Annotated in this window: 11 protein-coding genes; 6 read left to right on the plus strand and 5 right to left on the minus strand. The window is 31.5% G+C overall.

Annotated elements, in window-relative coordinates; translation table 11 throughout:
- Nucleotides 1-6 precede the first annotated feature (6 nt).
- From CXF68_RS00465 to CXF68_RS00475, 3 genes are read left to right on the plus strand one after another with little or no spacing between them, the layout of a single operon-like run.
- Nucleotides 7-2,412 (plus strand): 3-hydroxyacyl-CoA dehydrogenase/enoyl-CoA hydratase family protein, encoded by a 2,406-nt coding sequence (locus CXF68_RS00465; RefSeq protein WP_101042408.1) that lies wholly within the window; start codon nucleotides 7-9, stop codon nucleotides 2,410-2,412.
- 3 nt (nucleotides 2,413-2,415) lie between these two features.
- A complete protein-coding gene (locus tag CXF68_RS00470) occupies nucleotides 2,416-3,606 on the plus strand; it encodes an acetyl-CoA C-acyltransferase (protein ID WP_101042409.1) in 1,191 nt (396 codons plus the stop codon).
- 17 nt (nucleotides 3,607-3,623) lie between these two features.
- Nucleotides 3,624-5,420, plus strand: coding sequence for an acyl-CoA dehydrogenase family protein (locus tag CXF68_RS00475; protein ID WP_101042410.1), 1,797 nt, complete (start codon nucleotides 3,624-3,626; stop codon nucleotides 5,418-5,420).
- Nucleotides 5,421-5,938: 518 nt separating this feature from the next.
- Here CXF68_RS00475 and CXF68_RS00480 read toward each other — a convergent pair.
- Nucleotides 5,939-6,394 (minus strand): hypothetical protein, encoded by a 456-nt coding sequence (locus tag CXF68_RS00480; RefSeq protein WP_101042411.1) that lies wholly within the window; start codon nucleotides 6,392-6,394, stop codon nucleotides 5,939-5,941.
- A gap of 283 nt (nucleotides 6,395-6,677) precedes the next feature.
- Here CXF68_RS00480 and CXF68_RS00485 point away from each other — a divergent pair, with 283 nt between their 5' ends.
- Nucleotides 6,678-8,699, plus strand: a complete 2,022-nt coding sequence (locus CXF68_RS00485) for a ComEC/Rec2 family competence protein (protein WP_101042412.1) — start codon at nucleotides 6,678-6,680, stop codon at nucleotides 8,697-8,699.
- 10 nt (nucleotides 8,700-8,709) lie between these two features.
- On the opposite strand, the gene CXF68_RS00490 is transcribed toward CXF68_RS00485, so the two are convergent.
- The 4 genes from CXF68_RS00490 to CXF68_RS00505 all read right to left on the minus strand — a co-directional run bounded on the left by CXF68_RS00490 (nucleotide 8,710) and on the right by CXF68_RS00505 (nucleotide 14,543).
- Nucleotides 8,710-9,228: a DUF255 domain-containing protein gene (locus tag CXF68_RS00490; protein ID WP_101042413.1), complete on the minus strand. Its 519-nt coding sequence runs from the start codon at nucleotides 9,226-9,228 to the stop codon at nucleotides 8,710-8,712.
- Nucleotides 9,229-9,326: 98 nt separating this feature from the next.
- The gene (locus tag CXF68_RS00495) at nucleotides 9,327-10,910 is read right to left on the minus strand and encodes a peptide MFS transporter (RefSeq protein ID WP_101042414.1); all 1,584 of its coding nucleotides are present in this window, start codon (nucleotides 10,908-10,910) and stop codon (nucleotides 9,327-9,329) included.
- Nucleotides 10,911-10,982: 72 nt separating this feature from the next.
- Nucleotides 10,983-12,386, minus strand: coding sequence for a peptide MFS transporter (locus CXF68_RS00500; RefSeq protein WP_101042415.1), 1,404 nt, complete (start codon nucleotides 12,384-12,386; stop codon nucleotides 10,983-10,985).
- Between the two features lie 12 nt (nucleotides 12,387-12,398).
- A complete protein-coding gene (locus CXF68_RS00505; protein ID WP_101042416.1) occupies nucleotides 12,399-14,543 on the minus strand; it encodes a S9 family peptidase in 2,145 nt (714 codons plus the stop codon).
- A 141-nt stretch (nucleotides 14,544-14,684) separates the two neighbouring features.
- Between CXF68_RS00505 and CXF68_RS00510 the strand changes: the two genes are divergently transcribed.
- Both CXF68_RS00510 and CXF68_RS00515 read left to right on the plus strand, forming a co-directional pair.
- Nucleotides 14,685-15,956, plus strand: a complete 1,272-nt coding sequence (locus CXF68_RS00510) for a hydroxymethylglutaryl-CoA reductase, degradative (protein ID WP_101042417.1) — start codon at nucleotides 14,685-14,687, stop codon at nucleotides 15,954-15,956.
- 81 nt (nucleotides 15,957-16,037) lie between these two features.
- The gene (locus CXF68_RS00515; RefSeq protein ID WP_101042418.1) at nucleotides 16,038-16,964 is read left to right on the plus strand and encodes a GYDIA family GHMP kinase; all 927 of its coding nucleotides are present in this window, start codon (nucleotides 16,038-16,040) and stop codon (nucleotides 16,962-16,964) included.
- The last annotated feature ends 84 nt before the right edge of the window (nucleotides 16,965-17,048 follow it).

The raw sequence follows: 17,048 nt of genomic DNA on the forward strand, positions 1-17,048 counted from the left end.
AAACAAATGACAAGAAGAATTAAGAAAGTAGCAATTATCGGTTCCGGAATTATGGGAAGCGGAATTGCATGTCATTTTGCTAACATCGGCGTTGAAGTCTTATTATTAGATATTGTTCCTAGAGAACTTAACGACAAAGAAAAAGCAAAAGGACTAACGTTAGAAGACAAAGCTGTTCGTAATCGTTTAGTAAATGACGCGTTAACTGCTTCTTTAAAATCGAAACCGTCACCAATTTATTCTAAAAAGTTTGTAAGTAGAATTACTACAGGTAACTTAGAAGATGACATCGCAAAAGTTGCTGATGTAGATTGGATTATGGAAGTTGTTGTTGAACGATTAGATATTAAAAAAATCGTTTTTGAAAAATTAGAGAAATATCGTACTCCAGGTACCTTAATTACTTCTAATACTTCGGGTATCCCTATCAAATTTATGAACGAAGGAAGAAGTGATGATTTCCAAAAGCATTTTGCGGTAACTCACTTTTTCAATCCCCCGAGATATTTAAAATTATTTGAAGTTGTTCCAGGACCAAACTGTAAGCAAGAAGTTACAGACTTCTTAATGGATTACGGTTCTAAGTTTTTAGGAAAAACGTCTGTTTTAGCTAAAGATACACCTGCTTTTATTGGAAATAGAATTGGAATCTTCGGAATTCAGTCTTTATTTCACCAAGTAAAAGAATTAGGATTAACTGTTGAAGAAGTTGATAAGTTAACAGGACCAGTAATCGGTCGTCCAAAATCAGCAACTTTTAGAACTGTTGATGTTGTAGGTTTAGATACTTTAGTACACGTTGCTAATGGTATTTATGACAACTGTCCTAACGACGAAGCGCACGAATTATTCAAATTACCAGGTTTCATCAACACCATGATGGAAAACAAATGGTTAGGAAGTAAAACAAAACAAGGATTTTACAAGAAAACAGTAAACGCTGAAGGAAAGAAAGAAATCTTAACGTTAGATTTAGATACGATGGAATATCGTTCTAAAAAACGTGCTAAGTTTGCTACTTTAGAATTAACAAAAACTATTGACAAACCAATTGATCGCTTTAAAGTATTAGTTGGCGGAAAAGATAAAGCGGGAGAATTCTACCGTAAAAACTTCGCAGCAATGTTTGCGTATGTTCAAAATAGAATTCCAGAAATTTCTGACGAATTATATAAGATTGACGATGCTATGAAAGCTGGTTTCGGTTGGGAAAACGGACCTTTCGAAATATGGGATGCTGTAGGTGTAGAAAAAGGTATCGATTTAATGAAAGCAGAAGGTAAAGAACCTGCTGCTTGGGTAACTGAAATGGTAGCTAAAGGAGAAACTTCTTTCTATTCTATTAAAGAAGGAGCTACTTATTTTTATGATGTTACTTCAAAAGCACAAACTAAAAAACCAGGTCAAGATTCGTTTATCATTTTAGATAACATTCGTAAAACGACTGAAGTATTTAAAAACTCAGGAGTTGTTATTGAAGATTTAGGAAACGGTATCTTAAACTGTGAATTCCAATCTAAAATGAACACCATTGGTGGAGACGTTTTAGCTGGATTAAATAAAGCAATTGATTTAGCTGAAAAAGATTTTCAAGGATTAGTAGTTGGTAACCAAGGAGCAAACTTCTCGGTTGGTGCTAATATTGGAATGATTTTTATGATGGCTGTAGAGCAAGAATATGATGAGTTAAATATGGCTATCAAGTATTTTCAAGATACAATGATGCGTATGCGTTATTCATCAATTCCTACAATTGCTGCACCTCACGGTATGGCTTTAGGTGGTGGATGTGAATTATCATTACACTCAGATAAAGTTGTTGCCGCTGCTGAAACTTATATGGGATTAGTAGAATTCGGTGTTGGAGTTATCCCTGGTGGTGGTGGATCTAAAGAAATGGCATTACGCGCTTCAGATACTTTCCGTACAGGAGATGTTCAATTAAATGTATTACAAGAATATTTCTTAACAATTGGTATGGCCAAAGTTAGTACTTCTGCTTATGAAGCTTACGACTTAGGTTTATTACAAAAAGGAAAAGATGTTGTTGTTGTAAACAGAGAACGTCAAATTGCTGAAGCTAAAAAGCATGCAGTGTTAATGGCCGAAGCGGGTTATACACAACCTACTGCTCGTAAAGATGTATTAGTTCTTGGTAAACAAGCATTAGGTGCATTTATGGTAGCTACCGATTCTATGCAAGCAAGTAAATTTATTTCAGAGCACGATCAAAAAATTGCAAATAAATTAGCCTACGTAATGGCTGGTGGAGATTTATCAGAACCAACAAAAGTTTCTGAACAGTATTTATTAAACTTAGAACGCGAAGCATTTTTAAGTTTATGTACAGAGCGCAAAACATTAGAGCGTATTCAACACATGTTAAAAACTGGTAAACCATTAAGAAACTAAAAGATGAAAACAGCATATATAGTAAAAGGATATAGAACCGCCATAGCAAAGTCTAAAAGAGGTGCGTTCAGATTTAAAAGAGCTGATGAGTTAGCTGCTGAAACTATCGAATATATGATGGAGCAGTTACCTGATTTTGATAAGTCACGTATTGACGATGTTATCGTTGGTAATGCAATGCCAGAAGGTTCTCAAGGTTTAAACATGGCTCGTTTAATCTCTTTAATGGGATTAAAAACTGATGCTGTTCCTGGTGTAACCGTAAACCGTTTTTGTTCTTCAGGAATAGAAACTATTAGTATGGCTGTGGCAAAAATTCAATCAGGAATGGCTGAATGTATTATTGCAGGTGGAGCTGAAAGTATGAGTTCTGTACCTATGACAGGTTTTAAACCAGAATTAAATTACGATACAGTTGCTGCTGGTCATGCAGATTATTACTGGGGTATGGGAAATACTGCAGAAGAAGTTGCGAATAAATACAACATTTCTCGTAAAGACCAAGATGAGTTTGCTTTAAACTCGCACTTAAAGGCATTAAGAGCTCAAGCTGAAAATCGTTTTCAAGATCAAATTGTACCAATTGAAGTTGAAGAAACGTATGTTGATGCTAACGATAAAAAAGTAACAAGAAAATATACAGTAACTAAAGATGAAGGACCTCGTAAAGGATCTAACATTGCAGGTTTAGAACGTTTAAAACCAGTATTTGCTACTGGAGGAAGTGTTACTGCAGGTAACTCTTCTCAAACAAGTGATGGTGCTGCATTTTTAATGGTGATGAGTGAAGATATGGTGAAGGAATTAAATCTGAAACCAATCGCTCGTATGGTAAGTTATGCTGCTGCTGGTGTTCCGCCTAGAATTATGGGAATCGGACCTGTAGCTGCTATTCCAAAAGCATTAAAACAAGCAGGCTTAAAACAAGAAGACATTAGCTTAATTGAATTGAACGAAGCATTTGCTTCTCAATCATTAGCTGTAATCAGAGAATTAGGATTAGACGCAGACATTATTAATGTAAATGGTGGAGCGATTGCATTAGGACACCCATTAGGATGTACTGGAGCTAAATTATCGGTTCAATTATTCGATGAAATGCGCAAGCGTAATATGCAAGGAAAATACGGAATGGTAACCATGTGTGTAGGTACTGGTCAAGGTGCTGCAGGTATTTTCGAATTCTTAAACTAATAATAAAAAAAAACAAAATGGCAGATTTATTAAGAGGAGGTCAATTCCTAGTTAAAGAAACAAAATGTGAAGATATTTTTACTCCAGAAGATTTTTCTGAAGAGCAAAAAATGATGAAAGACGCGGTTATGGAATTTAACGATCGTGAAATCACACCTCATAAAGCTCGCTTTGAAGCTAAAGATTATGCTTTAACAGAAGAAGTAATGCGTAAAGCAGGTGAATTAGGTTTCTTAGGTGTTTCTGTTCCTGAAGCTTATGGCGGATTAGGAATGGGATTTGTTTCCACCATGCTTACTTGTGATTATATATCAAGTGGTACAGGTTCTTTTAGTACTGCTTTCGGTGCACATACAGGTATTGGTACAATGCCAATAACTTTATACGGTACCGAAGCTCAAAAACAAAAATATGTACCTAAATTAGCTACAGGTGAATGGTTTGGTTCTTATTGTTTAACAGAACCAGGTGCTGGGTCTGATGCAAATTCAGGAAAAACTACAGCTGAGTTAACTGAAGACGGAAAAAATTATAAAATTAACGGACAAAAAATGTGGATTTCAAACGCAGGTTTTTGTCAAGTAATGATCGTTTTTGCTCGTATTGAAGATGATAAAAACATTACTGGGTTTATTGTTGAATATGATAAAAACAATCCAAACGGAATTACTTTAGGTGAAGAAGAACACAAATTAGGTATACGTGCTTCTTCTACTCGTCAAGTATTCTATAGCGATACTATTGTTCCTATTGAAAACATGTTATCTGCAAGAGGTAATGGTTTTAAAATTGCCATGAACGCATTAAATGTAGGTCGTATTAAATTAGCTGGTGCTTGTTTAGATTCTCAAAGAAGAGTAATTACATATGCAACACAATACGCTACTGAACGTAAACAATTTAAAACTCCTATTGCTGACTTTGGTGCTATTAAAATGAAATTAGCTGAGATGACAACCAATGCATATGTTGGTGAATCTGCTTCTTATAGAGCTGCTAAAAACATTGAAGATAGAATTGCGATGCGTGAAGCTGAAGGAAACACACATCAAGAAGCAGAATTAAAAGGTGTTGAAGAATATGCAATTGAATGTTCTATCTTAAAAGTTGCTGTTTCTGAAGATGTACAAGCCTGTGCTGATGAAGGAATTCAAATTTTTGGAGGAATGGGATTCTCAGAAGAAACTCCTATGGAGTCTGCTTGGAGAGATGCTCGTATTGCTCGTATTTACGAAGGAACTAACGAAATTAACAGATTACTTTCTGTTGGTATGTTAGTGAAGAAAGCAATGAAAGGTCATGTTGATTTATTAGGACCAGCAACGGCTGTAGGAAATGAATTATTAGGCATTCCTTCTTTTGATACTCCAGATTACTCTGAGTTATTTGCTGAAGAAAAAGAAATTATTGCAAAGCTTAAAAAAGTGTTTTTAATGGTTGCCGGTGGTGCAATTCAAAAATATGGTCCTGAACTAGAAGAGCATCAACAATTATTAAACGCAGCTTCAAATATTTTAATTGAAGTGTATATGGCTGAATCTGCTATTTTAAGAACTGAAAAGAATGCTAAGCGTTCTGGTGAAGCTTCTCAAAAAGAGCAAATCGCTATGTCTCAATTATATTTATACAACGCAGTAGATATCGTTATTAAAAATGCTAAGGAAGGAATTGTTTCTTTTGCTGAAGGTGATGAGCAACGTATGATGTTAATGGGGTTAAAGCGTTTTACTAAATACGCTAACTATCCTAACGTAGTTGAATTACGTAACACGATTGCAGAAAAATTAAAAGCAGAGAATAAATACTGCTTCTAATCCTCTAAGAGGAATTAAATTATATTTAGTAATTAGCACAAGTTGTTATCTAATTACTTATTTAAAATCTTCTATAGCCAATAGGTTTTAGAATTTAGTTGTTTGTTTAAAAGATCGTTAAATTAATTTTTAACGATCTTTTTTTATTTTAAAACTATTAAATCTCTGTGGTAAATCTTGTGAATTACAAACAATTACATTTACTCTACCCTACACAAAAGCACTATACTTATTGATTTTAAACCTATTTTTATATCATAAATTACAAACAAGAGTACTCCTATTTTAATGTCTTAACAAAATAAGCAACCATATAATTACATTCTAATAAAAAATAAAAATATGGCTATATAACCACTAAAAAAAGCAGTTATATATAGTTTTAAATTTATAAGATTAAATTCAACCTTGAATTTTAAAACTTCGTATTTTACTAAAAAAAATGCTCTGGAGTATTTCCAGAGCATTTATTAAAATAAGTTTTTTATCCTAATTTATTCAATAAATTAGATAATCAATTAACTACCTCCTCCACTACATGGTCCAAGGTTATTCCATCCACTAGCAGTTCTTTCATACAATACCCCTTTGTAAATCATTAAGTCTCCAACTGCATAAGAAGAGTCATCCCCATTATACGCATCAACACCATCACATGGACCTCCTCCAGTACCACACGTGGCTACAAAATCCCATCCAATAGCCGTTTTTACATATAAAGAACCTAAGAAAGTTACCGTATCTCCTATAGAATAAGAAGAGCTATCTCCATTAAACTCAGCAACCCCATCACAAGGATCTGCCACGAGAGTAGTAAATTCATTAACAGCGGTATTCTGTTTTGCCATCGGAATTTTAACATCTGCTGGAGTTAGAACTTGATCGGTTTCAATAATGTCTTCTGTGTTATTAGCACAATTGTACAATAAAACTGAAAGTGTTAGCACGAAAATTAATTTAATTAATTTTTTCATAATTTTTAAGTTTAGTTTGGTTAAAATTATTATTCTAAAGATAACGATTATTTACATAAAATACTAATAATCAGTAACTTATTACCCATCTTATTGACTATAAAATATCGAAAAACCTTTATTTATAATAAGAACTAATAATAATTATAGTTACAAACTAGAGGAATAACACTTAATGGACTGGCATTTATTATTAAAAAGAGAATAATAAATCTAAATAAAAATAAACCACTGTAAATCAACACATTATTATTTATTATTATTTTCATAACTTTATTGTGCTATGAAAAAACTGATTGAATATTTACCATTCCACTTCCTTATATGTATAATATCTGGAATTACTATACAATTCTATACTAATCTTTGGGCGCGTAACTTAATACTAATAGTATGTCTGATGTTATTAATGCTTTGTTTATTGTATATTTTTAAAAGAAATGGAAACCGTAAGACTTTTACGGTAGTATCAATGATATTATTCATTTTAATTGGAATATCTACAACTTTTATAAACAATCCTAAAAATTACGCTAATCATTACCAGTATAATTCTTCAAAAAAGAAAGGAACAACACTACATATAAATAAAATATTAAAGTCTAGTAGATACTATCATAAATTTGTAGCTCAGGTAGTTCAAATTAACAGCAGGAAAACTATTGGCAATATATTAGTAAATCTAAAAAAAGATAGTACTTCTACTCTATTAAAAGTGGGGAATCAAATTTATATAACTAAGAAGTTTAAAAATTTAACCTCTCCATTAAATCCTTACCAATTTAACTATAAGGACTATTTAGCTAAACAATACATTTACCAGCAAATTGTTATTAATCAAGAAGATTATAAAAAATTTAAAAAAGGTATTATATCTATTTATAGCTTATCATCAAAACTTAGAAATAGAATTCTTAGTTCATTAAAAAAATATTCATTCACTAAAGATCAACTTTCGGTAATCAACGCACTATTACTAGGTCAGCGACAGGACATATCAAAAAATATTCTTAATAGTTACGTAAAAGCTGGTGCAATACACATTCTCGCTATTTCAGGGTTACATATAGGAATCATTCTATTAATTTTATCATATTTATTAACCCCTATAGAAAAGCTAAAACATGGCTCATATATAAAAACGGCACTCATTATTATATTACTGTGGGCTTTTGCTTTTGTTGCAGGTTTATCCGCTTCGGTAGTTAGAGCAGTTACCATGTTTTGTTTCATAGCTGTTGGTGAATCGTTTAAAAAGAAAAAAGTTGTTGAATATTCATTGATAAGCTCAATGTTTTTCTTATTATTAATAAAACCCTTATTTTTATTCGATGTTGGGTTTCAATTAAGCTATTTAGCCGTTTTTGGAATTATTTGGATACAACCACTACTTTACAAATTATGGAGTCCTAAGCTTTGGTTATTTAATAAACTTTGGAAGCTTATTACTATCTCTTTAGCTGCACAAGCAGGAATATTACCAATAAGCTTATATTACTTTCATCAGTTTCCTGGTTTATTTATACTTTCAAATTTATTAATTATTCCATTTTTAGGAGGAATACTAATTGGAGGTATATTAATTATAATACTTGCTTTATCAAAAGCATTACCCAATTTATTAGCTAACATATATGGGTCTATTATTTCACTAATGAATAAATATGTTAATTGGATATCAAACCAAGAGTCCTTTTTATTTCATGAAATTTCAATGTCTTTCTATGAAATGATTACTTGGTACTTTATAATTATATCTGTTTACCAATTAAGCATACATAAAAAAACTAAACAACTTCTGTTTCTACTTTTCTCGATAGTTTTATTACAAACTTCTTTACTTTATAATAAAATTGATAGGGAGTATAAACAAGAAATTATTGTTTTTCATAAAACTAAGGAAAATTTACTAGGTTATAGAAATGGAAAACTATTTAAATTACTACAGTACGGTGATACTTTAAAAACGTATAACAATAATGTTATTAAAGCATATCGAATAAATGAAAATATAAAAAGTAATTTCCCTCCTAAAATAGGTAACATTATTCGCTATAATTCGGACACTATTTTAATAATAGATAGTTTAGGAATTTATGATCTTGCATTAAAAAAACCTATAATAATTCTACAGCACTCTCCAAAAATAAATTTAAATAGGTTAATTGAAACTTTAGAACCTAAACAGATAATTGCAGATGGCAGTAACTACAAAAGCTCTTTAAATAGATGGAAAGCTACATGTAAGAAACAAAAAACTCCGTTTCATCAAACTAGACAAAACGGAGCGTTTATTATTAAATAAGGTTAATTAATTAAATAGAACCTTTAAAAGCTTTTGAAAACTCAGACCACTTTTTTGTTTTATAATTATCTTTTGTAAAGAAAGCTAAAACCATCTCGAACTTCTTTTCGGCTAAATAACCTGGCACTGTTTGTATTAATCTTTCTTCTAAGTCGAAAAAAGCTGTAGAAGGGTAACTCATTTTACCTTTCATAATAGCAGCAGCTAACTCATGGTACTTACTTTTACCTTTTTGTACATATTTATAAGTTTTACCTTTAAAACTTATATCCTCTTTTCCTTCACCATCCATTTTTACTGCATAATAGTTTTCGTTAATAAACTTAACAATAACATTATTTTTGTAAGTAGTCTTGTCCATTTTTTTACACCAACCACACCAGTCTGTATATAAATCGACCAAAATAGGTTTTGGAGTCTCTTTATTTTTCTCCAACGCTTCTTCAAAGGTTAACCAATTAACTTTCTCTTGTGCCTTTACTCCAACTGAAATAATTGCTAAAACTGCTACTAAAATTAATTTCTTCATATCTCTTAAGTCTCAATAAGTATTCCAAATTTACAAAAAAACCTGTCAATTATTAATAATTGACAGGTTTATGAAATATTTTAACGTTTTATTTAAGTTTATTTTACCCCGTGCATTAATTTCTTTACTAACGGAGTTAATCCCATTAAAATAAAACCAGCAAGCATTGGTACAATTGTAAAAATTAAAAAGAATGTACTCATATCATAAGTTGCAGTAATCTTATCTATCATACCTCCCATAGATCCAGCTGCTTTATTACCCATACCTACCGCAATATACCAAAGACCAAACATTACACCAATTGTAGATGCTGGAACAAGTTTTGATACATAAGATAAACCAACAGGCGACAAGCATAGTTCACCTAAAGTATGAAGTAAATATGCTAGTATTAGCCAAACCATGCTTACAGATGCCGTTTGTGCTCCTTGTGGAATCTCAGAAGATCCATAAGCTAGCACTCCAAAACCTAACCCCAAAAGGATCAGTCCCATTCCGAATTTCACTGTAGCTGGAGGATTAAATTTACTCTCCCATATTTTTGAAATTAAAGGAGCAAAAGCAATAATATAAAATGAATTTAAAATAGAGAACCAAGAAGCAGGGACTTCTGTTTTAACATCACTAAATTGATTTTTTAACATCCAAATAACAATACACCAAATAATTGCAAAACTAGCTCCTAAAAAAAGATTAGATAAAGCATATTTTTTAAAAGTTATTTTAAATAATTGAAATAAAACATATGTTATTATTAATAAAGGAACTACTGTTAATAACGTATTTGCAACTCTAAATATATTTGCAGAATCTCCTTCTAAAACTCTATTTGTATAATCTCCTGCAAAAATAGTCATTGATCCACCAGCTTGCTCAAAAGCTGCCCAAAAGAAAACAGTAAAGAAGGCTAAAATAGCTACAACTATATAACGATCTCTTTGAACATTAGCTGGAATTTCTTCTTCTTCTATTGTTCCCTTTTCTTCTATGTTTTCAATTGCATCATTATATTCAATAGCCTTTGATGGCGATAATCCTATGCTTCCAAAAATTCCTTGAGCAAACCAAAATTGCAACATTCCTAAAAACATAAATACACCTGCTAATCCAAATCCATAATGCCAACCAGCAGTTTCACCAACATATCCGCAAAGTAAGATCCCAACAAAAGCACCAGCATTTACTCCCATATAAAATATGGTAAAAGCACCATCTTTTTTATCTTGAGCATTTTTGTAAACACCATTAATAATAGATGTAATATTCGGCTTAAACAATCCATTTCCCGCAACTAACAAACCAATACCTAAATACAGACTCCAGGCTGTATTTAAAGCCATTGTTGCATGTCCTAACGTCATTATAAAAGCACCAATTGCCACAGCATATCGATATCCTAAAATTTTATCTGCTAAATACCCCCCTATAATTGGAGAAAAATACACAAGCATTGTATATGTACCATATAATCCTAACGCATCCTCTCTCGACCATCCCCAACCAGGATTATCTCCAGTGATAGCAGATGTTAAAAATAACACTAAAATTGCACGCATTCCATAATACGAAAAACGCTCCCACATTTCAGTAAAAAAAAGAACAAATAGTCCTGATGGGTGTCCCATTAATAATTTACGATTCATTTCTGAACCTTCAAATCTAACTGTGTTTGTACTCATATTTTTGTTATATATAATTTACAAATAAAAAAACCTTGTAATATTTAATATCACAAGGTTTTTATTTTATTTTTAATTGTTATCTGCTAATTCAAATCCTTCAGCTTCTTCGTTTGAAGTTCCTTTAATATCCTCAGCTCCATGTGTTAATCGTTTTAGAGGCTTTAATATTAAAATTATTAGTATTCCAAAAATGGTACAGAAAACTGCGATACCAGTAAAAACCTGAAATTCTCCTGCTCCTTCTGACATTGCTCCAACTAACCCAGCTACTTTATTACCTAAACCTGTAGCTGCAAAATATGCCCCCATCATAAATGATGCATACTTTACTGGTGCTAATTTTGTTATAAAAGATAATGCGACTGGTGAAGCACACAACTCTCCTATTGTATGGAATAAATATGCTAAAACCAACCATATCATCGCTGATTTTGCTATAACATTCTCTCCATCCATAACTACTTCTGTACTTGCTTTGCTCATAAAGAAAAAACCAAAAGCCATAATAATAACACCTATTGCCATTTTAAATAACGACGAAGATTCTTTTCCTTTTTTTCCCCATTTATGCCAAAAAGCACCAACAGCAGTTCCTAAAATAATAATAAAAAATGCATTTACTGATTGAAATACAGCTGCAGGAACTTCATAATCAAAGAAAGGAAGTAACCTATCTGTTTTTTGCTCAGTATACAAACTCATTAATCCACCAGCTTGCTCAAAAGCACCCCAAAAAACAATGATAATTAAGAAAGATAAAAACATTACTAACATTCTATCTTTTTCTACCGCTGTTAAAGGTTTTTTCATTAATTCTTTATCTGGCGAATCATTTTTCCCTAAAAATTCTCCTACTCCTTCTAAATATTTTAAACCATACATATACACTATCTGCCCCAAAGCCATACCAATACCAGCTAATCCAAAACCATAGTGCCAACCATATTTTGCAGCTACAATACCTACTGCTAAAGCACCTAAGAAAGCACCTAAATTTATTCCAATATAAAAAACATAAAATCCTTTATCTCTTCTATCATCTCCTTTTGGGTATAACCCACCAACCATTGTAGAAATATTTGGTTTTAAAAAACCTACACCTATTACAATAAATAATAAACCAGTAAAGAAAGCCCATTGTGTATCAATAGCTAAAATACCATGACCTATACACAAAAGAACACCTCCTAGCATTACTGCTTTTTTCTGACCAATATATTTATCTGCAATCCAACCTCCTGGTATTGAAGTTAAATAAACTAACATTGTATAAGTACCATAAAAAGATATTGTTTCTGTATTTGACCACCCAAAACCAGATTGAGGATTCCCTAATAATATAGGTGCTGCTAAATACAATGTTAATATGGCACGCATACCGTAGTATGAAAATCGTTCCCACATTTCTACAAAAAATAATACATATAGTCCCTTAGGATGCCCCCAAAGATCTTCTTGCTTTACAGTGTTCATATTTGTTATATTTTATAAATTATTTTTAATGAAATTCGTCATTTTTGTATATAAATGTAAACGAGTATTACCACCATAAATTCCGTGATTTCTATCAGGATACATTCCCCATTCAAATTGTTTATTTGCTTGTATTAAAGCTTCTGCCATTCTATAAGCATTCTGTACATGTACATTATCATCTCCCGTTCCATGAATCAACAAATACTTCCCTTTTAATAACTCTGGATAGTTTAATGGTGAATTTTCATCATACCCTGTTGGATTTTCTTCTGGAGTTCTCATATAACGTTCAGTATAAATACTATCATAAAAACGCCAAGTTGTAACAGGAGCTACTGCTATTGCTGTTGCAAAAATATCATTCCCTTTTAGTAAACAGTTAGTACTCATATGTCCTCCAAAAGACCATCCCCAAATACCAATTCTCTTTGCGTCTACATAAGATAAATCAGCTAGTTTCTTTGCAACTGCTATTTGATCTTCAGTTTCAAGCTTTACCAAGTTCATGTAAGTAACTTTTTTAAAGTCTCTTCCTTTAAATCCTGTACCTCTACCATCAACACAAACAACAATATAACCGTCTTGTGCTAACATTTGATGCCAGTAATCATTTGCTCCGTTCCAACTATTCTTTACATTCTGTGATCCTGGACCAGAGTACTGGTACATTAATACTGGGTATTTTTTATTCGAATCGAAGTTAACAGGCTTAATAGTATACATATTTAAGTCGTTTCCGTTTATATTAATAGTAGAAAACTCTTTTTTACTTAAATTATACTTCGCTACCACTTCTTTTAAAGCAGCATTATCTTTTACCGTTTTTAAAACATTTCCTGCATCATTTCTTAAAGAATACACTGTTGGAGTAGATGCATCAGAAAATGTATTTATAAAATAATGCATGTTTCTACTAAATGACGCACTATTTGTTCCTAAAGGATTACTTAAAACTTTTTTATTCTCTCCTTTTAAAGAAATACTATAAACACCTCTATTTATTGATCCATTTTCTACCGATTGATAGTAAACTGTTTTTTTATCAGCATCAAAACCATAATAAGAAGTTACCTCCCAATTACCTTTTGTAACTTGATTAATCAATTCCCCTTTTTTATTGTAATGATAAATGTGATTGAAACCATCTTTTTCACTTGTCCAAATAAAACTATTATCATTTAAAAAAGTTAAATCATCATTTACCTCTACATAAGCTTTATCTGTTTCATTTAATATTAATGAAGTATCATATGTTTTAGCATTGATAAAATACATCTTTAAATCATTTTGATGACGATTTAAAGTACGTACTGCTAAAACATTATCATCTTTTGTCCAATTAATTCTTGGTATATATTCGTAGTCTCCAAAAATAATTTTTGCTGTTCCGTTTGTTGCTAAAGAATACACATGTAAAGTAACCTTAGCATTATCTTCTCCTGCTTTCGGATACTTAAAAACTTCTTGTGTTGGATATTTCTCTTTACCATACACATCCATCGAAAATGTTTTTACTGCACTTTCATCAAAACGTAAAAAAGCAAGATTACTACCATTTTTACTCCACTCAAAAGCTTTTACAAAACCAAATTCTTCTTCGTAAACCCAATCAGTAATACCATTTATAATTTTATTCTTTTCTCCATCAGTTGTTACTTGAACAAGTGAATTACTTGAAAAATCTCTTATAAATAGATTATTATCTTTTGCGTATGCTACTCTTTTACTATCTGGCGAAAAAGTGGGTCTTTGAATGTCTTCTCCTATTAGCCTTAATGTTTTTGAAGCAATGTCATACATATAGAATGTTCCTAAAAAAGAATGACGAAATATTGACTTAAAGTTAGTTCCTAAAATTAACTTCGTTTCATCACTATTAAAACTATATGATTGAAACGTTTTTAACTCGTTTAAATCTTTACTATCTACAATTGTTGCAACTTTTTCTAAAGTTTTATAATCGTATTTATCAACAGAAGAGCTACCTTCTTTATTATTCAATAATGAATAATAATCTCCATTCATTGAATTTAAAGAGTTCATGTAATCAGCTCTAAATGTGCCTTTTCTCCATATATCTTCTAAAGAAACATCTTTTTTTTGTGCTTGTAAAAGCGTAGATATCCCTATAAAAAGTAGTACTATTTTTTTCATATTGAGTTGTTGTTTACTTAAAAAGTTTGCCAAGTTTACGGAAAAATCACCAAAAAATGTACCAAAAAACTAGAAATCCTAAATAAGAACTCTATTTTAACAAGATTCATTTATCTTTGGAGCACCTAAATTTTACTAAGAATGTCTAAAATTATTGCTGGATTTTCTAAACTTACGAAAGAAGAAAAAATAGACTGGTTAGCTAAAGCATATTTCAATAGCCAACCTGAAATTACACAAACATTAAAACAGTATTGGAATATAGATGCTAAACTACAGCAATTACATGATGATTTTATAGAAAATACTATTTCTAATTTTTACATGCCTTACGGAATTGCACCTAACTTTGTTATAAATGGTCGTGATTATGTAATACCAATGGTTGTTGAAGAAAGTTCTGTAGTTGCCGCCGCATCTTTGGTTGCTAAATACTGGAGTACTCGAGGTGGTTTTAAAACTGAAGTTATTTCAACTACTAAAATTGGGCAAGTACATTTTATGTATGAGGGAGATAAAACCGATTTAGAAAACTACTTTAATCAGCAAAAACCCTTATTATTCAAAGCTACAGCTTCTATCACCAAAAATATGGAGAAACGGGGTGGAGGTATTTTAGATATTCAACTTATTGATAAAACAGCTAAGCTTGATAACTACTATCAATTACATGTAACTTTTGAAACAAAAGATAGCATGGGTGCGAATTTTATTAATTCGTGTTTAGAAGCTATGGCTAATCAATTTAGGCGCGATGATATTGAAATTGTAATGAGTATATTATCTAATTATGTTACTGACTGTATTGTTAAAGCAGAGGTTAGTTGTAAGATAGAAGATTTAGGTGGTGAAAATCCTCAAAAATTTGCTCAAAAATTCCATCAAGCAATTCAGATCGCTGAAATTGAACCCTACAGGGCTGTTACCCATAACAAAGGAATTATGAATGGTATTGATGCTGTTGTTTTAGCGACTGGAAATGATTTTAGAGCTATTGAAGCTGGTGCACATGCTTATGCCTCAAAAGATGGTCATTATAAAACACTTACGCATTGTGAAATTAAAGATGGTATTTTTCGGTTTTGGATTGAAATCCCATTAGCACTAGGAACTGTTGGTGGTTTAACAGCATTACACCCAATGGCGAAACTATCATTAGATATGATGCAAAAACCATCAGCAAAAGAATTGATGAAAATTATTGCTACCGCTGGTTTAGCTCAAAACTTTGCTGCTTTACGTGCTTTAACAACTAAAGGGATTCAGCATGGACATATGAAAATGCATTTGCAAAATATTTTAAATCAACTAGAAGCAACTACTAAAGAAAGAGAAATTATCACCCTTTATTTTGAAAGTACTACTGTTTCTCATAGTGCAGTTGTTGATAAATTTAACGAGTTAAGAAAATAGTATTATTTGTCTCATCGAGCGCAGTCGAGAGGTTTTAATTTTATAATAAGGTATCGACTGCGCTCGATCAGGCATTTGTAAATGAATTTTTATTCTAACGGAAAATTATTATTAACTGGTGAGTATGTTGTTCTTGACGGAGCAGCTTCTTTAGCAGTACCTACAAAATTTGGGCAAGATTTAATTATTGAATCAATAAAAGAGTCGCAACTTATTTGGGGAAGTTTTACCAATACTGGTGAGTGCTGGTTTGAAGCTACCTTCGATTTGCCTAAGCTACGCTTAACCTCAGCTACTTTTAATTCTAACAAAGAAGGGAACGCTGAGTTTATTGCAGAAACTTTATCGGATATTTTACTAGAAGCTAAAAAATTAAACCCAGAATTTCTAACTACTAAAAACGGTTTTGTTGTAAAAACAAATTTAACTTTCCCTCAAAATTGGGGACTCGGTAGTTCATCTACTTTAATAAATAATATTGCTACTTGGGCAAATGTGAATCCTTTTACCTTATTATGGAATGCTTTTTCTGGTAGTGGTTACGATATTGCTTGTGCTAGTAACAATACTCCTATTCTATATGAATTAAAGGAAAAGCAACCTATTGTATCTAAAGTAGAATTCAATCCGAACTTTTCGGATGAGTTATTTTTTGTGTATTTAAACCAAAAACAAAATAGTAGAGAGGGAATTGCACAATACAAACAACATAAAGAAGAAGCGCAAACATTAATTCCTGAAATGAATATTCTAACTCAAGAATTTTTAAAAGCAGCTTCTTCTAAAAAATTAAATAAAATAATCATTGAGCACGAACAATTAATTAGTTCAATTATTAAACAAACTCCTGTAAAAAAACGATTGTTCTCTGATTATTTTGGAGAAATTAAAAGTTTAGGTGCATGGGGTGGAGATTTTGTTTTGGCTACAGGAAATGACGACACCTTACCTTATTTTAAACAGAAAGGTTATGATACAATTGTGCCTTATAAAGAAATGGTTTTATAAATTCTAAATAATTAGGTCTCGACTGCGCTCGACTTAACAAATTAATTTTAAATATCTCATCGAACGCAGTCGAGAGGTTCTCTA

The organism is Tenacibaculum sp. Bg11-29 (genome assembly GCF_002836595.1).
Classification (GTDB): domain Bacteria; phylum Bacteroidota; class Bacteroidia; order Flavobacteriales; family Flavobacteriaceae; genus Polaribacter.